This window comes from Photobacterium damselae subsp. damselae (genome assembly GCF_038086725.1).
GTDB lineage: Bacteria > Pseudomonadota > Gammaproteobacteria > Enterobacterales > Vibrionaceae > Photobacterium > Photobacterium damselae.
In genome coordinates this window covers 803,733-827,539 of sequence record NZ_CP146970.1, presented here as the reverse complement: position 1 = coordinate 827,539, position 23,807 = coordinate 803,733, and the positions used below count along the sequence as shown (strand labels likewise).

General features: G+C 42.9%; 25 protein-coding genes. 3 read left to right on the top strand and 22 right to left on the bottom strand.

What is annotated here, in order from left to right; translation table 11 throughout:
- Positions 1-15: 15 nt before the first annotated feature.
- The 16 genes from ispG to trmJ all read right to left on the bottom strand — a co-directional run bounded on the left by ispG (position 16) and on the right by trmJ (position 14,425).
- The gene (gene ispG / locus WAX86_RS03685; RefSeq protein ID WP_044176405.1) at positions 16-1,137 is read right to left on the bottom strand and encodes a flavodoxin-dependent (E)-4-hydroxy-3-methylbut-2-enyl-diphosphate synthase; all 1,122 of its coding nucleotides are present in this window, start codon (positions 1,135-1,137) and stop codon (positions 16-18) included.
- A gap of 13 nt (positions 1,138-1,150) precedes the next feature.
- Positions 1,151-2,134, bottom strand: a complete 984-nt coding sequence (rodZ, locus tag WAX86_RS03680; RefSeq protein WP_065170070.1) for a cytoskeleton protein RodZ — start codon at positions 2,132-2,134, stop codon at positions 1,151-1,153.
- A complete protein-coding gene (gene pilW, locus WAX86_RS03675; protein ID WP_005300745.1) occupies positions 2,127-2,882 on the bottom strand; it encodes a type IV pilus biogenesis/stability protein PilW in 756 nt (251 codons plus the stop codon). Before pilW ends, rodZ begins: the two co-directional genes overlap by 8 nt.
- Before the next feature lie 53 nt (positions 2,883-2,935).
- Positions 2,936-4,054, bottom strand: a complete 1,119-nt coding sequence (locus WAX86_RS03670; RefSeq protein WP_065170068.1) for a bifunctional tRNA (adenosine(37)-C2)-methyltransferase TrmG/ribosomal RNA large subunit methyltransferase RlmN — start codon at positions 4,052-4,054, stop codon at positions 2,936-2,938.
- A gap of 382 nt (positions 4,055-4,436) precedes the next feature.
- On the bottom strand, positions 4,437-4,862 hold the full coding sequence (ndk, locus tag WAX86_RS03665) for a nucleoside-diphosphate kinase (protein WP_068967867.1): 426 nt from the start codon (positions 4,860-4,862) through the stop codon (positions 4,437-4,439).
- A 101-nt stretch (positions 4,863-4,963) separates the two neighbouring features.
- Positions 4,964-6,241 carry an aminopeptidase PepB gene (gene pepB, locus WAX86_RS03660; RefSeq protein WP_341489118.1) on the bottom strand — a complete coding sequence of 426 codons (1,278 nt, stop codon included), beginning with the start codon at positions 6,239-6,241 and terminating at the stop codon, positions 4,964-4,966.
- Between the two features lie 58 nt (positions 6,242-6,299).
- Positions 6,300-7,586, bottom strand: a complete 1,287-nt coding sequence (pepB, locus tag WAX86_RS03655) for an aminopeptidase PepB (RefSeq protein WP_068946898.1) — start codon at positions 7,584-7,586, stop codon at positions 6,300-6,302.
- A gap of 287 nt (positions 7,587-7,873) precedes the next feature.
- On the bottom strand, positions 7,874-8,068 hold the full coding sequence (gene iscX, locus WAX86_RS03650) for a Fe-S cluster assembly protein IscX (protein WP_341489367.1): 195 nt from the start codon (positions 8,066-8,068) through the stop codon (positions 7,874-7,876).
- A 62-nt stretch (positions 8,069-8,130) separates the two neighbouring features.
- The gene (gene fdx, locus WAX86_RS03645; protein WP_044176417.1) at positions 8,131-8,469 is read right to left on the bottom strand and encodes an ISC system 2Fe-2S type ferredoxin; all 339 of its coding nucleotides are present in this window, start codon (positions 8,467-8,469) and stop codon (positions 8,131-8,133) included.
- Positions 8,470-8,471: 2 nt separating this feature from the next.
- A complete protein-coding gene (hscA, locus tag WAX86_RS03640) occupies positions 8,472-10,325 on the bottom strand; it encodes a Fe-S protein assembly chaperone HscA (RefSeq protein ID WP_138222453.1) in 1,854 nt (617 codons plus the stop codon).
- Positions 10,326-10,459: 134 nt separating this feature from the next.
- Complete coding sequence (gene hscB / locus WAX86_RS03635; protein ID WP_044176421.1) at positions 10,460-10,975, bottom strand: co-chaperone HscB; 516 nt, start codon at positions 10,973-10,975, stop codon at positions 10,460-10,462.
- Between the two features lie 75 nt (positions 10,976-11,050).
- Positions 11,051-11,374: an iron-sulfur cluster assembly protein IscA gene (iscA, locus tag WAX86_RS03630; RefSeq protein WP_036764320.1), complete on the bottom strand. Its 324-nt coding sequence runs from the start codon at positions 11,372-11,374 to the stop codon at positions 11,051-11,053.
- A 17-nt stretch (positions 11,375-11,391) separates the two neighbouring features.
- The gene (iscU, locus tag WAX86_RS03625; protein ID WP_005300790.1) at positions 11,392-11,778 is read right to left on the bottom strand and encodes a Fe-S cluster assembly scaffold IscU; all 387 of its coding nucleotides are present in this window, start codon (positions 11,776-11,778) and stop codon (positions 11,392-11,394) included.
- Between the two features lie 37 nt (positions 11,779-11,815).
- Positions 11,816-13,030: an IscS subfamily cysteine desulfurase gene (locus WAX86_RS03620; protein WP_065170064.1), complete on the bottom strand. Its 1,215-nt coding sequence runs from the start codon at positions 13,028-13,030 to the stop codon at positions 11,816-11,818.
- 31 nt (positions 13,031-13,061) lie between these two features.
- A complete protein-coding gene (iscR, locus tag WAX86_RS03615) occupies positions 13,062-13,583 on the bottom strand; it encodes a Fe-S cluster assembly transcriptional regulator IscR (protein WP_065170063.1) in 522 nt (173 codons plus the stop codon).
- 110 nt (positions 13,584-13,693) lie between these two features.
- Positions 13,694-14,425 carry a tRNA (cytosine(32)/uridine(32)-2'-O)-methyltransferase TrmJ gene (gene trmJ / locus WAX86_RS03610; RefSeq protein ID WP_065170062.1) on the bottom strand — a complete coding sequence of 244 codons (732 nt, stop codon included), beginning with the start codon at positions 14,423-14,425 and terminating at the stop codon, positions 13,694-13,696.
- 269 nt (positions 14,426-14,694) lie between these two features.
- Between trmJ and suhB the strand changes: the two genes are divergently transcribed.
- Both suhB and WAX86_RS03600 read left to right on the top strand, forming a co-directional pair.
- Positions 14,695-15,498: an inositol-1-monophosphatase gene (gene suhB, locus WAX86_RS03605; RefSeq protein ID WP_065170061.1), complete on the top strand. Its 804-nt coding sequence runs from the start codon at positions 14,695-14,697 to the stop codon at positions 15,496-15,498.
- Between the two features lie 81 nt (positions 15,499-15,579).
- Entirely contained in the window at positions 15,580-15,705 is a 126-nt protein-coding gene (locus tag WAX86_RS03600) for a hypothetical protein (RefSeq protein ID WP_341489117.1), read from the top strand.
- Between the two features lie 506 nt (positions 15,706-16,211).
- Here WAX86_RS03600 and secF read toward each other — a convergent pair.
- The 6 genes from secF to WAX86_RS03570 form a co-directional block, all read right to left on the bottom strand.
- Positions 16,212-17,159, bottom strand: coding sequence for a protein translocase subunit SecF (gene secF, locus WAX86_RS03595; protein ID WP_044176433.1), 948 nt, complete (start codon positions 17,157-17,159; stop codon positions 16,212-16,214).
- A 13-nt stretch (positions 17,160-17,172) separates the two neighbouring features.
- Entirely contained in the window at positions 17,173-19,026 is a 1,854-nt protein-coding gene (gene secD, locus WAX86_RS03590) for a protein translocase subunit SecD (protein ID WP_036764322.1), read from the bottom strand.
- Positions 19,027-19,069: 43 nt separating this feature from the next.
- Positions 19,070-19,408, bottom strand: a complete 339-nt coding sequence (yajC, locus tag WAX86_RS03585) for a preprotein translocase subunit YajC (protein ID WP_005300808.1) — start codon at positions 19,406-19,408, stop codon at positions 19,070-19,072.
- A 23-nt stretch (positions 19,409-19,431) separates the two neighbouring features.
- Entirely contained in the window at positions 19,432-20,565 is a 1,134-nt protein-coding gene (tgt, locus tag WAX86_RS03580) for a tRNA guanosine(34) transglycosylase Tgt (RefSeq protein WP_005300811.1), read from the bottom strand.
- Positions 20,566-20,872: 307 nt separating this feature from the next.
- The gene (gene queA, locus WAX86_RS03575) at positions 20,873-21,925 is read right to left on the bottom strand and encodes a tRNA preQ1(34) S-adenosylmethionine ribosyltransferase-isomerase QueA (protein WP_036764323.1); all 1,053 of its coding nucleotides are present in this window, start codon (positions 21,923-21,925) and stop codon (positions 20,873-20,875) included.
- 94 nt (positions 21,926-22,019) lie between these two features.
- Positions 22,020-23,129, bottom strand: a complete 1,110-nt coding sequence (locus tag WAX86_RS03570) for a trypsin-like serine protease (RefSeq protein WP_341489116.1) — start codon at positions 23,127-23,129, stop codon at positions 22,020-22,022.
- Positions 23,130-23,311: 182 nt separating this feature from the next.
- On the opposite strand from WAX86_RS03570, the gene WAX86_RS03565 reads away from it, so the two are divergent.
- Entirely contained in the window at positions 23,312-23,788 is a 477-nt protein-coding gene (locus WAX86_RS03565; protein WP_069530955.1) for a CBS domain-containing protein, read from the top strand.
- Positions 23,789-23,807 lie beyond the last annotated feature (19 nt).

The following is a 23,807-nucleotide window of genomic DNA, read 5'->3' as shown; positions in this document are numbered from 1 at the left end:
GAACACGATTAACGCTTATTTTTCTAATTCTTTTACATCAATGCGATTATTCATATCAAGCATTGACGCTTTTGCTCGGATCTTAGCTTCTAGCTGATCGATAATATTATCGTTATCAAAACGTTCTTTCTGACGAACACCGTCTTCATAGAACGCACTCTTACGATTACCACCAGCAATACCAAGATGAGATACTTCAGCTTCGCCAGGACCGTTAACCACACAACCGATGATAGAGACATCCATCGGTGTGATTAAGTCTTCTAAACGCTGCTCTAACTGATTCACTGTACCAATAACATCAAACTCTTGGCGTGAACACGTTGGACAAGCGATAAAGTTGATACCACGAGAGCGAATACGTAGTGATTTAAGAATATCAAAACCAACTTTGATCTCTTCAACTGGATCTGCGGCAAGAGAAATACGCAGGGTATCGCCAATACCTTCTGATAACAGCATACCCAAGCCTACAGCCGATTTAACTGAACCGGCACGAGCACCACCTGCTTCTGTGATACCTAAATGCAAAGGTTGTTTGATCTGTTGTGCTAGCTTACGGTATGAATCAACCGCTAAGAAGACATCAGAGGCCTTAACACTCACTTTGAATTGATCAAAGTTTAAACGGTCAAGAATATCCACATGACGCATTGCTGATTCTACTAATGCATCTGGTGTTGGTTCACGGTATTTCTCTTGAATGTCTTTTTCTAAAGAACCGCCGTTAACACCGATACGAATCGGAATATTATAATCTCGTGCACAATCAACTACTGCACGAATACGATCTTCACGACCAATATTACCTGGGTTAATTCGCAGACAGTCAACACCGTATTCAGCCACTTTCAGTGCAATACGATAGTCAAAATGAATATCAGCAACCAAAGGTACATTCACCTGTTGCTTAATCAATTTGAAAGCTTCTGCAGCATCCATAGTTGGTACAGAAACACGAACAATGTCAGCACCGACGCGCTCAAGAGCTTTAATTTGAGCCACTGTCGCTTCAACGTCGGTGGTACGAGTGTTAGTCATCGACTGCACAGCAATCGGAGCGCCATCACCGATTGGTACATTACCAACATAAATACGGGAAGACTGGCGACGTTTAATTGGAGATTCGTTATGCATTGCTCTTACTCTATTACTGCGGCAGCTTAAATCGGGCTACGCGACCCGCCGGGTATTTTGACAAATCAACTGGTTGCCCTTGGTAATTCATTTTCACAACACCAGGTGCTCCCAGTACAATCTTAAATGGCGCTTTCCCATCAAGATCAAGTTTATCACCCGCTTTTTTAATTCCAGTTTCAAGACGCTTACCATTAGCATCTTTGATATCAATCCAACAATCACCAGAGAAGGTCAATTGAAGATCTGGCACAACAGCAACGGTCTCTTCTGCCGCTGGTGTTTGAACATCAACAGGTTTCGCCTCTGTTACAGAAGTATCTGCTTGATTAGCTACGCTTTGATTGCTTGTAGCAGACTCTGATGACGCAGAGGTCTCAGATGAAGCTGATGTATTGGATTGGGATGAAGTATTAGCAGATTCAGGCTGTGCAACAGCGGCTGAAGATGGTGAGGTATCAGCTTTAGTAACCGTTGCCGCCCCATTTTCTTCTAATGTTGACACATAACTGCTGTCTTGCTCATTAGCAGGTGCGCTCACTTCTGCTTTAACAGTCGATTCTTTATGGGTAGATGGTTGAACCTGCAAGCTCTGCCACCACCACACAGCAGTAAGTCCTAAAAAGACGGCAGCTAAGATCCAAGTTAAGCCCATAATACGACTATCATGAGCTTCACGTTTTGTACGGCGGGAAAAACTTTGCATTTCTTGCTCTTGCGGCTGAGCATGACCATATTGATCAAGCAGCGCTAAGATGCTTTTCTCATCAACGCCAACATATTTGGCATAAGAGCGCACATAACCACGGGTAAATGTTGCTAACTGCGCCTGCTCAAAACGGTTGTCTTCAATGTCGTTGATAACAGAAAGACGTAGACGCAAACGGTTGGCAATATCCTTTTGTGAATAACCAAGTTGTTCACGTGCAGCACGTAACATCTCGCCCGGAGTCTGAGCTATTTCAGCTTGTCGTTCTTCGTTCTGTTCTCTATTCATTGGCTAGATAATTCTGATATTGCTGAGAATCAGGGAATTCTTTTTTCAATAAACCTGCATATTTAGCAACTTGCGTTGTCTTTCCAGCTTTTCTTTCTAGCTGAATCAATAACCACAGGCTATCTGGCTGATACCCATATCTCTTATTAAACTTAAATAGCTGAACGCGAGCATCAGACAGATGATGAGCATCTATATCAAGCTGCGCCAGCTGCAACATCGACTTCGGACGATTTGGATCGTGTGTTAATGATTTTTCAAAGAAGAAACGAGCTTGCTTTAAGTCCCCTTTCTTGACACTACACAATCCTGCATTTTCGTAACTGGCCGAAGTCAGATAATAATACGGTTGCTTAATGGCTTGTTCAAAAGCGTTTATCGCTTCATCGTAACGAGCTTCACTACACAAGAATACACCATAGTTATTTAAAACATCGCCATTTTTTGGAGAATCTTGTAAAGCTTTTTTGTACATAGCCTCGGCTTTGGCATTTTCATCAACTTTTTGATAGTAAAACGCCATCGCATTTTGGGCTCGATAATATTTTGGAGCATACTTCAAAGCTAAGTCTAAATTTTCTTTAGCCCGTTGCCATTGACCCGCTTGTAAATACCCTAAGCCTAAGGTAATACGAGCTTCTGCAGCCTCGGTGCTATTGAACTCTTGTGTCGTGCCACCGTTTTCATTAACCGTGACACAACCCATTAATAAACCACATAGCAATGGGTACATAGTCCATCGTACCATAAGATGCTCCGCTCCTTCGTCCTTGTTTCGCAGTTAAATGGTAGATCCCTGATTTAGATAGCTTTCACCGGGATTTGTTCACCTTGCTGCTTTGCTTGAGTTCGTTTCGTGCGGTCAATCACATCGCCAACAAGCTGGCCACATGCAGCATCAATATCATCACCGCGTGTTTTACGAACGGTAACCGTAATATCGTATTCCATCAGTGTTTTCATGAAACGATCAATACGAGAATTACTTGGTTTATTGTAAGGTGAACCTGGATATGGATTGAATGGGATCAGGTTAATTTTTGCTGGAGTATCTTTAAGAACTTTCGCAAGCTGACGCGCATGTTCCATATCATCGTTAATATGGTCTAACAATACATATTCTACAGTCACTCGACCACGGTTAGCGTTAGTTGAATTTACATAACGGCGAACTGCGTCTAAAAATTCTTCAATATTCCAACGATTATTGATTGGCATGATCTGAGAACGAAGCTCATCAGTCGGCGCGTGCAGAGAAATCGCCAATGCAACATCAATATTACCGATCATCTGCTCAAGACCTGATACCACACCAGAAGTTGATACGGTTACACGACGTTTAGACAGACCAAAACCCAAATCATCTAACATAATTTCAAGAGCTGGTAGTAAGTTCTTCATGTTAAGAAGAGGCTCACCCATACCCATCATTACCACGTTAGTAATAGGACGACGGCCTGTTTCTTTTTGAACACCAATCTCTTTAGCTGCACGCCATACCTGACCAATAATTTCAGATACACGAAGATTTCGGTTAAAGCCCTGTTGAGCGGTTGAACAGAATTTACATTCTAGAGCACAACCTACTTGTGATGAGACACATAATGTTGCACGGTCATCATCTGGGATATAAACCGTTTCAACATCTTGATCGCCTACACGCATCGCCCATTTAATGGTGCCATCTTTTGAATACTGAGCCGCAGATACGGTAGGAGCTTTGATTTCCGCAATCACTTTTAGCTTTTCACGAAGCTTCTTGTTGATATTGGTCATCTGATCAAAGTCATCACAGCCGAAATGATAGATCCACTTCATGATCTGATCGGCTCGAAATGCTTTTTCCTCTAATTCCTCAGCAAAGAATTTACGCATCCCTTTGCGATCAAAATCCAGTAGATTCACTTTAACAGCTGTCATTAGTTAATGCCTCTTGAAATACATGACGAAATCTGTGCCTTAGGCATAAGCGTATGCGGTTTCACAAAAAATACTTATGCGACAGGACCTTTGATACCAATCAATCATTGAGATTGGCTATATGCAAAAACCATCGTTATGGTAAGTTTGGTTTAAGGCGCGAAATTGTACAGGCTTTGGCAGGCAGTTTCCACTTGTTATGCCCTAGCCTCCTGGGGATAAAGGGGCAGAATAGAAAATATGAAAAGATTTGGCTGGATAAAATAGAAAAAACGGAAATGAGCCTCACTTCCGTTTTAATGTATTAGATTGCCTAGCATAAACCACTGTTATTAATGGGGTTATTTATTAATTCAGTGATTTACTTTTATATATCAGAACATTAACGAGATAGGATCTCGTCGTCAGCAAAGAAGTAAGCAATTTCACGAGCCGCTGATTCTGGGCTATCGGCACCATGAACTGAGTTATGGCGTAAGCTTAAAGCAAAATCGGCACGAAGGGTGCCACAAGCGGCCTCTTCTGGATTGGTTTTACCCATAAGCTCGCGGTAACGTACCACCGCATTTTCACCTTCTAGTACTTGCACCATTACAGGACCAGAAGTCATATAAGCCACTAATTCATCAAAAAATGGCTTACCTTCGTGCTCTGCATAAAAGCCTTGGGCTTGCTCTGATGTCATATGGATCATTTTAGCGGCAACAATTTTAAAGCCTGCACTTTCCATACGATGATAAATCGCACCAATTAGATTACGCTTTACTGCATCTGGCTTAACGATTGAAAATGTTCTTTCTATAGTCATTATTATTCTTCCTTTTGTCGTAAGTACTCTATTTCCCCAAATAAGAAGTGGCAGCTACACTCCCACTTCTTCCAAACGATTTCCTTAATATGGGCAACTACTTAAAATAGTAGTGCAGCAATGTTCGCAACACCAAGTCCAGTTGCTCCCGCTCCCCAACGAGCATCACTTCCTTCTTTAAAGGCTGCCGACAAATCGAAGTGAATCCAACGACTCTGATCGGTATCCACAAAGCGAGAGAGGAATGCCGCCGCATTAGATGCTCCTCCCATACCACCGCCCGGTTGTGCTCTGCTGTTAGCAGTATCGGCATAATCGGATGGGCAGTGATTCTGATGCCAAGGCTCTAAAGGAAGAGGCCATGCAGGCTCATTTACTAACTCTGATAAACCTTGAGCATGTAACAATAAAGATTTATCTAAACTGAAAATGGCGTTGTAATCTTCGCCCAGAGCCATTACCGCAGCCCCGGTTAATGTCGCAGCATCAATAATCAGTGGCGCTTGGGTTTTACTCGCAGCAATAAGACCATCAGCCAGAACCAAGCGACCTTCAGCGTCTGTATTGACAACTTCAACACTTACACCATTTTTATAGTGCAACACATCACCAAGCTTATAGGCATTGCCCGCAACAAGGTTTTCGGCACAACATAAGATCAGTTGAACACGTTGACGCAGCCCTTGCTCAATGGCATAACCTAAAGCCGCAGCAACCGTTGCCGCTCCACCCATATCACTTTTCATTGCCAACATACCAATGCTGGACTTTAAGCTGTAACCGCCAGAGTCAAACGTAATCCCCTTACCCACTAAACAAGCAGAAACAGGCGCATTATTATCACCCGTTGGGTTATAGTCGATGGTTAACATTACAGGAGGTCTTTGGCTGGCTCGACCTACGCTATGAATGCCAACCCAACCTTGGTTCAGTAGTTCATCACCAACAATCTTCTGACTCGATATTTTATCGCCGGCAATCCCCGTTAAAAATTGCGTGACCTCATCGGCTAATTGCTCTGGATACATTTCATCAGGTGTTGCATTGACAACTTTGCGCAACCAATCTGCGCAGTGTCGACGAGCATTAAGCAACTCTAGTTCATCTTCATCAATGCTTGCCCATTGCAAAATACCTGATGCCTTTGGTGAGGTATAACCACAGTAAAAGGCCCATTGGCGCTCGTAACTCCAATTATCGCCTTCTAGCTGAATATTCTGTACACCTTGGGATTGCAATCGTCGTGCCGCCTGTTGAATTCGGCGTAAAGGATAATCCCCCGCATAATGGATAGTTGCAGCATCAGACTGGTAACTGATTAATGCATTCTCACCCCAAAGCTCAGCAGAAGCTTCAGCGCATAACAACACTTTTAACATGGTTTTTGTTCCAAATAAAAACGCCTCAACTCAATGAGCTAAGGCGTTAAATCAATCATTATTCTTGCGTTAAAATATTAGCTAAAGTGCGCACACCAACACCTGTTGCTCCTGCGCCCCACATATCATTAGCACCTTTACGGTAAGTGGCACTAGCATCAATATGCATCCAGCCTTGGTGATAATCTTCAACAAAATAAGATAAAAATGCCGCTGCTGTACTTGCGCCTGGCATAAAGTCACCCGATGAGATATTGGCTAGATCAGCAAAGTTAGATGGCAACATACCACGGTGGATTTCTGCAAGAGGTAGAGGCCACATACCTTCACCTTCGGCTTGTGCTGCTGATAATGCTTTTTGTGCTAGCGAATTATCAAAGGTCAGTAGCGAGTGGTAGTCATTACCTACGGCCATTTTCGCCGCTCCCGTTAAGGTCGCACAATCAATAATCAATTCTGGATTTTGAGAGCTCGCGTAAATCAGACCATCGGCAAGAACCAAACGACCTTCTGCATCGGTATTTAAAATCTCAACTGTCTTACCATTTTTATAGGTGATCACATCGCCCAATTTTGCAGCACGACCTGAAATCATGTTTTCTGCGCAGCACAGTACCAATTTGATTCGTTTATTCAAACCACGGGCAATTGCCATTGCTAAGCCACCCGTTACCAGCGCAGCACCACCCATATCCGCTTTCATTGCAGCCATGCCTGCTGATGGTTTAATGCTATAACCACCAGAATCAAATGTGATGCCCTTACCCACTAAACAAGCAAAAACGGGAGCATCAGGGTTTCCGGTCGGGTTGTAGTCTAGGCGTAACATCGCAGGACGGTGATCCGAACCACGACCAACTGTATAGGTACCATTCCAACCTTCATCACGCAGATCGTTACCTTTAACAATCTTATAAGTAACATGTTCAGGCGCTAACGATTTAATAAACTCAGCAGCGCGAGCAGTAAGTTGTGATGGACGAACCTCATCAGCTGGTTGATTGATGATTCCTCTTACCCAGTTAGTCGTTTGTAAACGTGCAGCCAGTTCTTTTTCTTCTGCTTCAGATAACGTAGGCCATGTTGCTGTTTCAACCGTTTTCGAACTACGTTGACCCAGTAAAAATGCCCAAATACGCTCAAGTTCCCAGCCATCACCTGCCAGCTCAAGTTGCTTCATACCTTGGCTATCTAACTTACGTGCGGCACGCTGAATCGTGAGTAATGGATCGGAGCCCGTTAGATGAATAACAGCACCATTAGCATCAAAGCTCACTAAGGCATTGTTGCCCCACTTATCATCAGCAGGTTGTTGAGAGAGAAAAACAAGCATATTGGTAGACATGTACCACTCCTTGAGTAAAGACATCGTATGCACGAAAGAATACAAAATACAGACAGGTGCATAAACGTTCAGCAAAAGATAACATCACAAGACTGTTATCGTATTGTTTAATGTTATGGGGGTTTAACGGCAAAAATACAACAAAAAAAGCCTAAATAGAGGTGAAAAAAGAATAGTTTGAGGGGAAAGTCATCAGTTAGTAGCAAGCGTTATCCCAAAAGCGGCCACTCTATTGCATTTAATAAATGATGAGCTCCCCCATAAAAGGCAAGCTCACCACAGAAAAATTAATCAGCTTCTTCGATCCAGCACATTTGAACAGCTTCCAGTACTCTCTCGCTACAATGGCTAGGCTCATCTTCAAAGCCATCTAACTCCATAATCCACTCACGTAGTTGGGTAAATCGTACTGTCATTGGATCAACATCAGGATGTAAATCACATAGTTCAATAGCTAAATCACGCGAATCCGTCCAATTCAAGCTCATATCTTTTTCTCCTACTTAGATACAAAAAGACCGTCACAATGGACGGTCTCTTTTAGTTAGTGATTCTCTTTAGCAAGGTTCACTGTATAGCGTGGAATTTCTACCACCAAATCTTCGTCGGCAACCAAAGCTTGGCAACCTAGACGAGATTCTGGCTCAAGACCCCATGCTTTATCTAACATGTCATCTTCTAGCTCGTCACTCTCTTCTAAAGAGTCAAAGCCTTCACGAATAATTACATGACAGGTTGTACACGCACACGACTTCTCACAAGCATGCTCAATTTCAATACCATTACGCAGTGCTACATCCAGTACTGATTCGCCAACATTGGCTTCTAATACTGCACCTTCAGGACATAGATCTTCATTTGGCAGTACAACAATCTTAGGCATGCTTAAACCTCATCAATTGACTGGCCAGCAAGCGCACGGCGAATGGATTGATCCATACGTCGAGCAGCAAAGTCTTGGCTAGCTTTATCTGTTTTCTTAATACCGGCTTCAATTGCGCGGGCATCTTCACCCTGACGTAACTGAACCAATTCCATCATTACCGCTTCTAGGGCGTCACGCTCTTCTTTACTCAGTAACGTTTCACCATCAGCCGCTAGAGCAGCAATTAAACCTTCTAGCACGCGATCAGCTTCAACACGTTGTTCAGCCAATGCACGAGCATCTTTGTCATCTTGTGCGTAAGTCATTGAGTCGCTGATCATGGTTGCGATCTCATCATCAGTTAGACCGTAAGATGGCTTAACCTGAATCGTAGACTGTACGCCGCTGCTTTTCTCCATTGCGGTTACAGACAACAGACCATCAGCGTCAACTTGATAAGTAACTCGAATATGCGCCGCACCAGCTGCCATTGCAGGGATTCCACGTAGCGTAAAGCGAGCAAGAGAACGACAATCAGATACCATTTCACGCTCACCCTGTACTACGTGAACGGACATCGCAGTTTGACCATCTTTAAACGTCGTAAATTCTTGCGCACGAGCAACAGGGATTGTGGTATTACGCGGAATGATTTTCTCAACCAAGCCACCCATGGTTTCAATACCAAGAGAAAGCGGAATCACATCCAATAATAGCATTTCAGAATCAGGCTTATTGCCCGCTAAAATATCAGCTTGAATCGCAGCACCTATGGCGACCACTTTATCAGGGTCAATCGAGGTTAGCGGTGTTCTGCCAAAATAGTCACCCACCATTTCACGCACAAGCGGCACACGGGTAGAACCACCAACCATCACGGTTTCAAGCACATCTTCAGAGCTAATATCAGCATCTTTTAGTGCGCGACGGCAAGACATTAGCGTCTTCTTAACCAGCGGGCGAGCAAGCTCATCAAATTGTTCACGAGTTAACTGACCTTGCCAACCTAAGAAAGTCACATCGGTTGAGTCAGTATCAGTAAGCGCTTCTTTTGCCGCTTGAGCAATATCTTGTAGAGCACGGCGCTCTGATGCAGTAAGAGCTTGCTCAATGCCAGCTTGTGACAAAATCCACTCGGCAACAAGATGATCAAAGTCATCACCACCAAGCGCCGAATCACCGCCAGTTGCTAATACTTCAAATACACCTTTTGATAGGCGCAAAATAGAAATATCAAAGGTACCACCGCCTAAATCGTAAACCGCGATAACCCCTTCTTGTCCTGAATCTAGACCATAAGCAATAGCTGCCGCTGTAGGTTCATTAAGCAGTCGTAATACATTAAGGTTGGCTAACTTAGCTGCGTCTTTGGTACCTGCTCGCTGAGCATCATCGAAATATGCCGGAACAGTAATAACCACACCTTCAAGATCGCCACCTAAAGTTTTGGTTGCACGATCAGCCAAGGATTTTAAAATTTCAGCGGAAACTTGGATTGGGTTGATTTTACCTACACACGTTTTCAGTAAAGGCAAACCATTTTCAGAGGCTTCAAACTCATAAGGAAGTTGAGGATAACGCTGCTCAATATCAGCAAGAGAGCGCCCCATCAGACGTTTTACTGAGACAATAGTATTCGTTGGATCTTGTTGGGCTATTGCACGAGCTTCATGGCCAACTAGCGTATCTTCTAAGCCAAAATGTACAACTGAAGGCAAAATAGTGCGGCCTTGCTCATCACTAAGCGCTTCTGGTACACCACTGCGAACAGCAGCAACAAGAGAGTTTGTGGTGCCCAAGTCAATACCCACCGCCAATTTATGTTGATGGGGTGCAGCACTTAAACCGGGTTCAGCAATCTGTAACAGTGCCATTATCATTCCTATAGGTTATATAGCCAATGACAATAACGCTCCGTATCTAGATCGCGATTGTCATTGGGTTATACCAAGTCTATCTCTCAATCATCAAACAATATCAGTAGACTTAGTATTATTTATACTTAGCGTTAACCAAATAGTTTATCTTCTAACTGCTCAACTTCATCACGAAGCTTAGCTATAAACTTCAATTTACGTACACAATCTGCCGCAAGTGGCCATTGTTCTTGATTTAACAGTTGCTCTAACTGTTGTAGATAAGATCGGTACATAGATGATACTTGCTGGTCAAAATCAGCAAGAGCAGATTCTGGTTCATCTTGTTCAGCAATAGCTTCTAACGCTTCGCGAAGCTCCATTTGCTGCATCAAGAAGTCCATATCTTGTAGCGTTTTTTGTTCGCCACGAATGTCTTCATCACGTTCAGAAAGCATATATTCTGCACGAGAAATCGGATTTTTTAGCGTCTGGAAGGCATCATTAATTTGTGCTGCTTTCTGCATCGCCATCATACGATCGCGCTCAGAAGCCATAGCAAAATTATCAGGGTGGAAATGACGCTGTAATTCTCTAAATTGCGTTGATAACTCTTGGTTATCTAAAGCAAATAGGAAAGGAAGTCCAAATAGTTCGAAATGATTCATATCGCATCAGATATCTTTAAAAACTAAACCTGACAACCAAGATAGCAGTCAGGTTTAATTAAACTACATAGACGATTAGACGTTGAAGCTTTCACCACAACCACATTCGCTTGATACGTTCGGGTTGTTGAACTTAAAGCCTTCATTTAGCCCTTCTTTGGCAAAATCAAGCTCAGTGCCGTCAAGATAAAGCATGCTCTTAGCATCTACGATAATCTTCACGCCTTTCTCTTCAAACATCTCATCACCTTCTTCAAGTTCATCAACGAACTCAAGGACGTAAGCCATTCCCGAACATCCTGAAGTGCGCACGCCTAAACGAAGGCCAATGCCCTTGCCGCGATTTGCCAGGAATGTAGAAACGCGACTTGCTGCCGCTTCAGTGATAGTAATGGCCATACAACCCCTCTCAGGTATTAATCTTGTTCGTGTTTCTTCTTGTAGTCGCTGATTGCTGCTTTGATTGCATCTTCAGCTAGGATAGAACAGTGAACTTTCACTGGTGGTAATTCTAGCTCTTCTGCAATAGCTGCGTTTTTAATAGATGCTGCTTCGTCAAGCGTTTTACCTTTAACCCACTCAGTGATTAGAGAGCTTGATGCAATGGCAGAACCGCAACCATATGTTTTAAATTTTGCGTCTTCGATAATGCCGCCATCAGATACACGGATCTGAAGTTGCATTACGTCACCACATGCTGGAGCGCCAACCATGCCACTACCAACGTTCTTGTCGCCTTTATCAAATGAGCCCACGTTACGCGGATTCTCATAATGATCGATTACTTTTTCACTATATGCCATGATGAATTTCCTCGAAATATTTAATAACCGCTAAAGATTAGTGGTGAGCCCACTCAACTGTGTTTAGGTCGATACCTTCTTTAAACATATCCCATAGTGGAGACATGCTACGAAGTTTCTCTACTGCACCTTTAATTTGTGCAGCGGCATAGTCTACTTCTTCTTCTGTTGTGAAGCGACCAAAAGAGAAACGAATTGAGCTATGTGCTAGCTCATCGTTCAAACCTAAAGCACGTAGTACATAAGATGGCTCAAGACTTGCTGAGGTACATGCAGAACCTGAAGATACCGCAAGATCTTTTAGTGCCATCAGAAGCGATTCACCTTCAACATATGCAAAGCTGATGTTTAGGTTATTTGGTAGACGATGTTCTAAATCACCATTAATGGTCATTGCTTCAATATCGCCCAACGCTTCTAGGAAACGGTTACGTAGTGTTACTGCGTGTTGGTAATCTTGTTCCATCTGCTGCTTAGCAATATGAGCCGCTTCACCCATACCCACGATTTGGTGAGTTGGTAGAGTACCTGAACGGAAACCACGCTCATGACCACCGCCGTGCATTTGTGCTTCTAGACGAATACGAGGCTTACGGCGAACATACAGCGCACCAATACCTTTAGGGCCATACATTTTATGTGCAGAAAGAGAGATAAGATCTACTTTTGTTTTCTGAACATCGATTGGTAGCTTGCCCGCTGACTGTGCAGCATCTACGTGGAAAATGGTTTTATTTTCACGACACATTTCACCGATTGCATCAATATCTTGAATAACACCGATTTCATTGTTGACGTGCATAATAGAAACTAAAACTGTGTCTTCACGCATAGCATCACGAAGCTTAGCCATATCAATAAGGCCATTAGCTTCTGGCGCAAGGTAAGTAACTTCATAACCTTCACGCTCTAGTTGACGACATGGGTCAAGAACCGCTTTGTGCTCGGTCTTACAAGTAATAATGTGCTTACCTTTCTTATTATAGAAGTGAGCAGCACCTTTAATTGCAAGGTTATCTGATTCAGTAGCACCAGATGTAAATACGATCTCACGAGGATCAGCGTTAAGAAGCTCGGCGATTTGCTCACGTGCATTATCTACCGCTTCTTCTGCCTGCCAACCATAACGGTGCGAACGTGACGCTGGGTTACCAAAAGTGCCGTCCATAGTCAGGCACTGCATCATTTTTTCTGCAACGCGAGGATCTACAGGGCAAGTAGCTGAATAATCAAAATAAATTGGCAGTTTCATCTTCTTCTCCGAAAACACGAACGTCTCGTCTCTAGGAGCGGACATCGACACCTATTGTTGTGGCGCTGTCGTGCATTTTTTTATGTCCAAACGATGTTTTCTGGCCTAGAGCAATAAGCTCTTGATCTTGACGATCTGAAATGGCTTGCACATCATTGTCTTCCATCAACTCACCTAAGGTGATGTTGTTCAAAAAGCCGCTAATACGGGAACTGAGATCACGCCAAAGCGTATGAGTTAAGCAACGCACTCCACCCTGACAGTCCCCCTTTCCTTGACACTTAGTTGCGTCAACAGATTCATCAACAGCCGCGATAACCATGCCTACTGCGATCTTATTAGCATCGTCCCCTAAGCGATAACCGCCACCAGGACCACGAACACTAGCAACAAGACCGGCTTTACGTAAGCGAGAAAATAATTGTTCAAGGTAAGATAGTGAGATACCTTGGCGCTCAGAAATATCGGCTAAAGGTACCGGCCCATCTTGTGAATGTAACGCTACATCCAACATAGCCGTTACAGCATATCTTCCTTTAGAAGTCAGTCTCATAACACTACTACCCTTGTGTGAATATAAGGCGAGTGTCGCATGCCTGACTAAATCGGTCAAGTAAATAGTTGAGTAATTTAGTCAGACTTTTAACCATGAACAAAAAAAGGTTATTTTTCACTCTTTGGCAGAGACTTTTCAACCGATGACAACACACCACGTAGAATATTAAGCTCTTGTAATTCAGGGCGAGCACGCGTAAATAAACGACGTAATTTCGCCATCACCATTGCAGGTTGCTTAACATTTATAAACTGGGTCTTCACCAAAATCTTTTCAAGGTGTTGATAGAATAATTCCAGCTCTTTTGCGCGTGGGTACTCTTCTACCTTCGCATCGCCTTGATACTTAATCGCATCTAAATGTGCCATACGAATTTCATAACTGATGGTTTGTACCGCCATCGCTAGATTAAGCGAGCTATATTCTGGGTTGGCAGGAATATAAACATGGCAGTGGCACTTCTGTAATTCATCATTAGTTAGGCCAGTACGCTCACGACCAAACAAGATTGCCACTGGATGAGATGCCGACTCATTAACGGTTTTGATCCCAGATTCACGGGGATCCAATTGTGGCCATTCTAGTGTGCGAGAACGGGCACTGGAGCCAATCACAAGACCACAATCACCAATTGCTTCATCGAGAGTCTTAACTATTGTTGCATTTTCTACGATATCTGATGCGCCAGCGGCTAAAGCCATCGCTTGTTCATCAATTTCACAAGCAGGATCAACCAAGACTAAATTGGTTAAGCCCATTACTTTCATAGCGCGAGCAGCAGAACCTATATTTCCTGAATGGGAGGTTCCGATCAGGACAATACGAATATTTTCTAACATGACGAAGCAATTTTCCGACTATTTTTCAAACTCGACAATTCTACCACAGCCTAAGCAAAAAAGGAGAAAACATATCTTTTATATGTCTAATAGTCACAACCTATTGATTGCTAGTTTATTTATCAAAATAACAATATGAAATCATTCTCATTATCTTTTTCTACCGCTATTTTTTTAACAAGATTAAAAAATCACCACTTCCCTTTTTTGTGATCTCTGATATACTCGCCGCCGCTTTTTAGTTCTTTAACATCTGTTGGGAAGATCCTATGCATCCTATGCTTAATATTGCCATTCGTGCTGCACGAAAGGCTGGTGACCATGTCATTAAATCTTTAGAAAAAACTCAAGCAATCACTGTTGCAAAAAAAGGCAATGACGTTGTTACTAATATCGATCTTGAAGCGGAAGCTATCATCATCGAGACAATCCTTAAGTCTTACCCAGACCACTGCATCACAAGTGCAGAATCTGGTGTTGTTAAAGAAGGCCGAGATAAAGATTGTCAGTGGATCATTGACCCAATAGATGGCACTCGTAACTTCTCTCGTGGTTACCCTCACTATGCAATTTCTGTTGCACTACGCATGCGTGGTCGTACTGAAATTGCTGCAGTATACGATCCTTCTCGTAACGAGCTATTCACGGCAACTCGTGGCGCTGGTGCTCAAATCAACAGCCAACGTATTCGTGCAACTGAACCTCGTAACCTAGCTGAAACTGTTGTTGCTACAGGTCTTCCTTTCGCAGCTAAACAGCACGCTGAAAGCTTCCAAAAAATCCAGGGCGCTCTATTTGTAGAGTGTGACGATATGCGTCAATCTGGTTGTAGCGCTCTTGACCTATGTTACCTAGCAGCAGCTCGCGTTGACGCTGTTGTTAAACTAGGTCTTAAGCCTTGGGAAATCACTGCAGGTGAACTAATCGCTCGTGAAGCTGGTGCTATCTGTACTGACTTTACAGGCAACACTAACTACCTAACTTCAGGTAACCTTGTTGCTGGTAACGCTCGCGTAGTTAAGTCTATCTTAGCTAAAATCCGTGAAAACGGTAGCGAAGCACTAACTAAGTAAGTTTTTATTTAGTTAAAAGAACGCCCCAAATGGTATTCATTACCTTTGGGGCGTTTTTGTATCTAAAGTGGAGAAGTTGTGATGTTAGAAAAGAAAAAAGAGAGCTTCACAGAACGAGAGCAGGCATCAATTTTTAGAACCCTTGATGAAGCGCGAACAGATCGTAAATCAAGAAAAATAAGAAAGCGTCCGAAACAGGCCGATTAGGTCATAATGATGAAATAGTTATTTCTGCTTACCATAACAACATCACTAATAGATAATTTTTCAGCCAGCAAAATCAAGCTGTTGTGATGTAGTTAAATCGAATTCCGAGCTTGGTGTGCATAAAAAATCTTCTTACGACAATACGATTAGATAAAAACACCTATTCGAATCACGTTATGATTTGAATAGAGCGACTAATCAAATCATCTTGAACCAACAACGCAGCCCCAATAGATTGAAACACATTCGAAAAAGAAAGCGCCACAGCCTTAAAAAGACAAATAACATGGGTAGGCCGTTTGTACTCAGTGAGAAAATAAGCTTCATCAATAAGTTCGATGGGAAGTAAATCATGATGTTAGAGCTTAAAAAACGCCCATAAAAAAATCCAAGTGCATTAAATACACTTGGATTTTTACGCATCTATAGGATCATTTAACCGATCCTTTTGAGCTTAACGGAGCTGCAATCGCTCCGTTTTCTTATAGAATCATCAATCAATGCGATTATGGCATTGCGTCAAATTCTTCACCTTCTTTCTCAACTTGAGGCGGCATTAAGTGCTCACGGGTAATACCCAGTTTCAGCGCTAATGCAGAAGCCACATAGATAGAAGAGTAAGTACCGACCGTAATACCAATCAGAAGCGCCATTGCAAAACCGTGAATCATGGTTCCGCCTTTTAGGAACAAGGCAATAACCACAAATAACGTTGTACCCGATGTAATTAAGGTACGACTTAATGTTTGCGAAATAGAGCTATTGATGATGTCACTTGCACTACCTTTACGCATCTTACGGAAGTTTTCACGGATACGGTCAAATACAACAATGGTATCGTTAAGTGAGTAACCAACAACCGTCAACAGTGCCGCAACAATGGTAAGATCGACTTCTACTTGTAAGAAAGAGAAAATACCAACCGTGATGATAACATCGTGAGCCAATGACATTACCGCACCAGCAGCTAAACGCCATTCGAAACGAAGTGATACATACATCAAGATACAAAGCAGAGAGATCAAGATAGCTAAGCCACCCGCTTCTGCCAGTTCATCGCCCACGTTAGGACCAACAAACTCAATACGACGCATCTCAACGTTTTGCCCAGTGCCCTCTTTTAAGGCCGAAATAATCTGCCCACCAAGCACTTCACCTTTCACCCCATCACGAGGCTGTAGGCGTACCATCACGTCACGAGCAGTACCAAAGTTTTGGACTACCGCATCACCAAAATCCGCTTTCTCTAACGCTTCACGTATTTGACCTAAGTTAGCTGGGTTCTCAAAGCTAACTTCAATCAGCGTACCGCCAGTGAAGTCTAGACCCCAATTTAACCCTTTGGTTGCCACTGTCGCGATAGATAGGGATACCATTAAGATCGAAAAAGCAAAAGCCAGTTTCGACCAGCGCATAAAGTCGATCACTTTGTCCGCATTCAATAATTGTCTCATTTTCAGCGTCTCCTTAGATCGACAACTTATCTATGCGCTTACCGCCATAGAGCCAGTTAACAACAGCACGGGTACATACGATTGCAGTAAACATCGATGTTAAGATACCGATAGATAGTGTTACCGCAAAACCTTTAATCGCACCTGTACCTACCGCAAAGAGAATAATTGCTGTAATTAAGGTGGTGATATTGGCATCGGCAATCGTACTGAAAGCGTTCGCATAACCTTGCTGGATAGCTTGTTGTGGACTTCGCCCTTCTCGCAATTCTTCACGAATACGCTCAAAGATAAGAACGTTAGCATCCACCGCCATACCTACGGTTAATACAATACCTGCGATACCTGGGAGGGTCATGGTTGCACCTGGAATCATCGACATAATGCCAATGATCAGAACCAAGTTCATAGCCAATGCAAGGTTAGCGATCAGACCAAACGCCTTGTAGTACACAAGTGTAAAGATCATTACGGCAACCATACCCCAAATACACGCTTGAACACCCATATCGATGTTCTGCTGACCCATAGATGGACCAATGGTACGCTCTTCAACTATTGAGATTGGCGCAATCAAAGCACCGGCACGCAATAGTAAAGATAGGTTATGCGCTTCAGCTTGAGTATCGATACCTGTAATACGGAAGTTACGACCTAAAGCAGTCTGAATCGTTGCTTGGTTGATCACTTCTTCGTGTTTTTCCAACACAACTTTACCATCAGGTGAACGCTTGCCGCTGTCTTTGTACTCGGTAAATACCGTTGCCATTAGTTTGCCAACATTATTACGCGAGAACGCTGTCATTTTGCTGCCGCCTTCGCCATCTAGAGAGATGTTAACCTGAGGACGACCATATTCATCGGCACTAGAACTTGCATCAGTAATGTGTGAACCCGATAGGATAACGCGCTTCTTCAACACAACTGGACGCTCATCACGGGTAAATTTCACTTCACTACCCGCAGGAACTCGACCAGCCGCTGCCGCACCAAGATCGGCTGAGCTATCAACTTCACGGAATTCAAGCGTCGCTGTTGCACCCAAGATTTCTTTAGCACGAGCTGTATCTTGTACACCTGGTAATTCAACCACGATACGGTTAGCACCTTGGCGTTGAACTAGAGGCTCTGCCACACCTAACTCATTGACACGGTTACGTAAGATAGTGATGTTTTGATCAACTGCGTAATTACGAATTTCCTGCAAACGGGCTTCAGTAAAAGTGGCGGTAAGAAGGTAACGTCCTTTGCTATCGTTTTCGACAAACACCATGTCAGGATGCAGCTTTTCAAGTGCATTTTTGGCTTGTTCTACTTGCTCTGCATCACGAAGACGTACAACAACAGAATCTTTGGTTTTGTCGATGGCTCGATAACGAATTTTCGCTTCGCGTAATTCAGTACGGAACGTATCTTCTTGTTGACCAAGAAGCTTTTCCATCGCCGCGTCCATATCCACTTCCATTAAGAAGTGAACACCACCACGAAGATCCAGACCCAATTTCATTGGGTTTGCGCCAATATCTTCAAGCCACTTAGGTGTAGCTGGTGCTAGGTTTAAAGCAACAACATATTGTTCACCAAGGTCTTGGTTTAGGAGATCGCGAGCGCTGATCTGAGTATCAGTGTCATTGAATCGGACGAGAACTGTGCCTTTTTCTAAAGCAACAGATTTATAAGAGATGTGATTTTTTTTCAAATCGGCGGTGATAGTATCCAAAGCGGCCATATCAACCGAGGCGCCACGCGCCCCGGTGATTTGTATCGCTGGATCTTCACCGTATACATTGGGAAGTGCATAAAGCAAACCGATGATCAGTGAGAACACGACCAACAGGTTCTTCCACAGGGGATAACGGTTAAGCACTGCTATGATCCTTCAAAGCGAATAAGTGTTTATTTTTGAAGTCTTATAGAGACTTCATAGTGCCTTTTGGTAGCACTGCAGTTACGAAGTCTTTCTTGATAGTTACTTCAGTAGAATCGTTAAGTGCAATCACGATGTAATCGCTTTCTGCAGACACTTTAGTGATTCGACCTAGTAGGCCACCATTAGTTAGAACTTCGTCACCTTTACCCATGGATGCCATCAGGTTTTTGTGCTCTTTCACACGCTTAGCCTGTGGACGATAAATCATGAAATAGAAAATAACAGCGAACAGACCAAGCATGATAAATAGCTGCATGCTACTACCTTGAGGTGCTGCGCCTTCAGCTGCTGCGTAAGCATTAGAGATAAAAAGACTCATTTAATAACGTCCTCGTTTAACAATTAACCTTTTTGTAAAGGTGGTACTTCTCGGTTACGACGCGCGTAGAATTCTTCTACAAATGCATCGAAACGATCTTCTTCAATCGCCTTACGGATACTTGCCATCAAGCGCTGGTAGTAGCGAAGGTTATGGATAGTATTCAAGCGTGCACCTAAAATTTCATTACACTTATCTAGGTGGTGTAGATACGCTTTAGAATAGTTACGGCAAGTGTAACAGTCACACTGCGGATCTAAAGGTGTTGTATCTGTTTTATGTGACGCGTTACGAATCTTAACAACACCACCAGTCACAAATAGGTGACCATTACGTGCGTTACGAGTCGGCATTACACAGTCGAACATATCGATACCGCGACGAACACCTTCAACCAAGTCTTCTGGCTTGCCCACACCCATTAGGTAGCGAGGCTTATCTTCTGGAAGCTGTGGACAAGTATGCTCTAGTACGCGGTGCATATCTTCTTTTGGTTCACCAACCGCCAGACCACCCACTGCGTAACCATCAAAACCAATCTTAGTTAGGCCTTCAACAGAAACGTCACGTAGATCTTCGTAAACACCACCTTGTACGATACCAAACAGTGAGTTTTGGTTATCTAGCTTATCAAAGTGGTTACGGCTACGTTGAGCCCAACGAAGAGACATTTCCATCGACTTTTTCGCTTCGTCGTGTGTCGCAGGATATGGCGTACACTCGTCGAAGATCATTACGATATCAGAACCTAGGTCTTTCTGGATTTCCATCGACTTTTCTGCGTCCATGAAAATCTTGTCACCGTTTACAGGGTTACGGAAATGCACACCTTCTTCAGTGATCTTACGAATATCGCCTAAGCTAAATACTTGGAAGCCGCCTGAATCGGTAAGGATAGGACCTTGCCATTGCATAAAGTCGTGCAGATCACCGTGTAATTTCATCACTTCTTGACCAGGGCGTAACCATAGGTGGAAAGTGTTACCAAGTAGAATCTGAGCTCCAGTATCTTTTACTTCTTCAGGAGTCATGCCCTTAACAGTACCGTAAGTACCTACAGGCATGAAAGCTGGGGTTTCTACTGTGCCGCGTTCAAAGATCAAACGACCGCGACGAGCATTACCCTGCTTTTTGTCTAATTCAAATTTTAATTTCACAAAGGCCTCCAAAAGCCAGAGAAACAATCTGACGTTATTCCCATTACGGGACCCTACCCCACCAGCTTGAGCTCGAGAGGTTTCGCAAAACTTGTTTGAGATAAAACCCAAAACAAGCTGCGGTATTCTATGTCTATTGCGCTTTTAACCGCATATAGACAACAAAGGCTGCCATTTTAACAAAAGCAGCCTTAATTCTCACTGAGTGATTGCAACTAAGCCAACATATATTAGCGAGTTTTAGCTTAGAAATATCACTTAGAGAAACTTTATTACATTTTTTATGTAAGCAACGATAAGTAAAGTATTACAGAGTCTTACGAGTCACAAACATAGAATCACCATAACTAAAGAAGCGGAATTGGTTTGCAACCGCATCTTTATAAGCATTCATTGTATGCTCGTAACCGGCAAATGCACTTACTAGCATGATCAAGGTTGATTCTGGTAAGTGGAAGTTAGTAATAAGAACATCCACTAATTGGAACTGGTAACCTGGGAAGATAAAGATCTCAGTATCGCCAAAAAATGGTTTTAATTCGGTCCCATTTTTTACTGCATCTTGTGCGGCACTTTCAAGTGAACGAACCGATGTTGTACCCACTGCCACAACGCGACCACCATTTGCTTTGGTCTCATTGATTGCAGTCACAACCTCTTCTGGAACTTCCACATATTCAGAGTGCATGTGGTGATCATCGATATTATCAACACGTACAGGTTGGAATGTACCTGCACCAACATGCAAAGTCACAAATGCAAAGTTAACGCCTTTCTCTTTTAATGCTGCAAGTAGTGCATCATCAAAGTGAAGACCGGCTGTTGGAGCGGCTACTGCACCAGGTTTGGCATTATAAACCGTCTGGTAACGTTCTTTATCCGCATCTTCATCAGGACGATCAATATAAGGAGGAAGAGGCATGTGACCTACTTCATCCAAAATTTCTAATACGGTTTTATCACTGTTAAAACGGATTTCAAACAATGCGTCGTGACGAGCAACCATTTCTGCTGAATACTCATCATTTTCGCCCAGCAGTAACTCAGTACCCGGCTTTGGTGATTTTGATGCACGAACATGAGCGAGAATCGACTTCTCATCTAACATACGCTCAACAAGTACCTCTAACTTACCGCCTGATGCCTTACGACCAAACATACGCGCAGGAATTACTCGTGTGTTATTAAAGATCATCAAATCGCCTGGATTAACCAGATCTAACACATCTTTAAATGTCTTATGCGCAATATCACCACTGTTACCATCAAGTTGCAGTAAACGGCTAGAAGTACGCTCAGGCTGAGGATAACGAGCAATTAGCTCATCCGGTAAGTCAAAATCAAAATCAGAAACTTGCATCATAATTAACCCTAATTTGCAGCAGGCAGGTAGTATATGCGACCTTTAGGCAATATCAAGGGCAAATAATAAGCGAAGACTTACATTACGGTAATCATCGTCTCCGCCACGCTAAAAACATTATGCCAAGAAGAGATAACCAAGAAAGTGAACCACCACCAGTATATTTATCAATATTATCCTCTAATTGTTGCAGTCCATCTTGGGCATCATCTAAAGCACCTTGAAACTCATCGAGCAAATCGCCATCTTCGTCATAACGAGTAAAGGGATTTTCAGTAAACACCGCTTGATTACTTAGTTGGAGTTCCTCATCCATATGAGAGGCAATCCAAGAATAGTAGTGTGACACCTCAGTATAACCTCCAGGGCGCTTACCATCGCAGCCATCACCAAAACTGACAATTCCCGCTAAACGTAAGCCATAATCACTGTCACGACTGTGTTGCGGATCTTGCCAAATGAGAGGGCCTCCTGAGTCTCCTAAACAACTGTCTTGATCTTTCCATGGTGCGGTGGCAGCTGCACATAAAAATTGTGTGCTTTCTTCAAGTGAAATAAAGCCCCCCCACAAGCTGCGACAAATGGAATCAGGAACACCAGAAAGCACCGTAGCCAGCAATTGGGAAGAGCCAGATGTGTCATTCAATGTTGGATCGGTACTTCCCCAACCAGAAACCAGAAGATTTCCCTTGCGACTACCATTAGTAACCCAAGTTAAAGCAAATTGAGTATCCATCTCTTGCTGCTTTTCAGGCTGTGTCAGTGTTATTGGAATGGCATTTGATGTTACCGCATCAACTAAAGAAATGACCGCAATATCATTAATAAAAGTATCGCTATCAAACAAAGGGTGAAGGTTAACGCGCTTAACGGGTAAAGATGAGCTATAGCTTGCTTGTGATGTCTGAGTAATTCCAGTCCAAACTGAGACTTGATTTGGAGTGACTATCTTATCGTTAAATTCTAAGCAATGTGCTGCGGTTAAAATGGTATGAGAACCAATAACAACCGCACCACACGTGTAGGTTTGTCCTTGGGAATTTATCTTTAAATAAGCTTGCCATGGCAGTGATGCTCCCGAACTACCACCAACAATTTTAGGTGTAACTAGAGCAAACACCGTAGAAGAGAAAAATATCAACCCGAATAGAGCAAACTGGAACAGAGTTTGACTAATAAAAGAGTAATTGAATCTTTTCATGATGAACATCCTTGTCAGTACACCGTCTTATTAATCGTAGACAAATAGTTACCAACAAAAAACAAAATAAACACAAAATAACAACATTGATAAAGTTTGATACTCGTCATAGGCGAAACAATATTTATTGAGTACAGTCAAAAGAAGCACAGAAAGGATGCAAAAAGCCCAAGGAGGTTGTTATGTTTACTGTTGCCGATATGATGACACCTAATCCTCATACTCTCTCACCAGATCACACCTTAGATGATGCAAAGGACTTGATGCAGCTCTGTGGTATTCGTCATGTCCCTATTACCAATCATCAAGGTGAATTAGTCGGCCTTATCTCACAGCGAGATATTTTGGCTGCACAAGAGTCAAGCCTTGAATCAGCCGCACTGACACAGACCAAAAGCGCACTTGATACGTTAATTGGTGATTGTATGAACCCATCATTGCGCAGTGTTGATGTTCATGCAGGATTAAAAGAAGCGGCTATCTATATGCAAAAACATAAGATAGGTTGCTTGCCGATACTTAAAGGCAAACAATTAATTGGCATTATTACTGATAGTGACTTTGTTTCTATTGCGATTAACTTGCTCGAATTACAAGAAGAAATTGACCCTATTGAACAAGATGATGATGCGGTCTTAGATCATGATTTTATTGATTAAAAGACTCTCATATCACTTA

What these genes read in the sequence shown, in the direction of transcription:
- ispG (WP_044176405.1), bottom strand. Translation starts at nt 1,137, where the DNA reads ATGCATAACGAATCTCCAATTAAACGTCGCCAGTCTTCCCGTATTTAT.
- rodZ (WP_065170070.1), bottom strand. Translation starts at nt 2,134, where the DNA reads ATGAATAGAGAACAGAACGAAGAACGACAAGCTGAAATAGCTCAGACT.
- pilW (WP_005300745.1), bottom strand. Translation starts at nt 2,882, where the DNA reads ATGGTACGATGGACTATGTACCCATTGCTATGTGGTTTATTAATGGGT.
- WAX86_RS03670 (WP_065170068.1), bottom strand. Translation starts at nt 4,054, where the DNA reads ATGACAGCTGTTAAAGTGAATCTACTGGATTTTGATCGCAAAGGGATG.
- ndk (WP_068967867.1), bottom strand. Translation starts at nt 4,862, where the DNA reads ATGACTATAGAAAGAACATTTTCAATCGTTAAGCCAGATGCAGTAAAG.
- pepB (WP_341489118.1), bottom strand. Translation starts at nt 6,241, where the DNA reads ATGTTAAAAGTGTTGTTATGCGCTGAAGCTTCTGCTGAGCTTTGGGGT.
- pepB (WP_068946898.1), bottom strand. Translation starts at nt 7,586, where the DNA reads ATGTCTACCAATATGCTTGTTTTTCTCTCTCAACAACCTGCTGATGAT.
- fdx (WP_044176417.1), bottom strand. Translation starts at nt 8,469, where the DNA reads ATGCCTAAGATTGTTGTACTGCCAAATGAAGATCTATGTCCTGAAGGT.
- hscA (WP_138222453.1), bottom strand. Translation starts at nt 10,325, where the DNA reads ATGGCACTGTTACAGATTGCTGAACCCGGTTTAAGTGCTGCACCCCAT.
- hscB (WP_044176421.1), bottom strand. Translation starts at nt 10,975, where the DNA reads ATGAATCATTTCGAACTATTTGGACTTCCTTTCCTATTTGCTTTAGAT.
- iscA (WP_036764320.1), bottom strand. Translation starts at nt 11,374, where the DNA reads ATGGCCATTACTATCACTGAAGCGGCAGCAAGTCGCGTTTCTACATTC.
- iscU (WP_005300790.1), bottom strand. Translation starts at nt 11,778, where the DNA reads ATGGCATATAGTGAAAAAGTAATCGATCATTATGAGAATCCGCGTAAC.
- WAX86_RS03620 (WP_065170064.1), bottom strand. Translation starts at nt 13,030, where the DNA reads ATGAAACTGCCAATTTATTTTGATTATTCAGCTACTTGCCCTGTAGAT.
- iscR (WP_065170063.1), bottom strand. Translation starts at nt 13,583, where the DNA reads ATGAGACTGACTTCTAAAGGAAGATATGCTGTAACGGCTATGTTGGAT.
- trmJ (WP_065170062.1), bottom strand. Translation starts at nt 14,425, where the DNA reads ATGTTAGAAAATATTCGTATTGTCCTGATCGGAACCTCCCATTCAGGA.
- suhB (WP_065170061.1), top strand. Translation starts at nt 14,695, where the DNA reads ATGCATCCTATGCTTAATATTGCCATTCGTGCTGCACGAAAGGCTGGT.
- WAX86_RS03600 (WP_341489117.1), top strand. Translation starts at nt 15,580, where the DNA reads ATGTTAGAAAAGAAAAAAGAGAGCTTCACAGAACGAGAGCAGGCATCA.
- secF (WP_044176433.1), bottom strand. Translation starts at nt 17,159, where the DNA reads ATGAGACAATTATTGAATGCGGACAAAGTGATCGACTTTATGCGCTGG.
- yajC (WP_005300808.1), bottom strand. Translation starts at nt 19,408, where the DNA reads ATGAGTCTTTTTATCTCTAATGCTTACGCAGCAGCTGAAGGCGCAGCA.
- queA (WP_036764323.1), bottom strand. Translation starts at nt 21,925, where the DNA reads ATGCAAGTTTCTGATTTTGATTTTGACTTACCGGATGAGCTAATTGCT.
- WAX86_RS03570 (WP_341489116.1), bottom strand. Translation starts at nt 23,129, where the DNA reads ATGAAAAGATTCAATTACTCTTTTATTAGTCAAACTCTGTTCCAGTTT.
- WAX86_RS03565 (WP_069530955.1), top strand. Translation starts at nt 23,312, where the DNA reads ATGTTTACTGTTGCCGATATGATGACACCTAATCCTCATACTCTCTCA.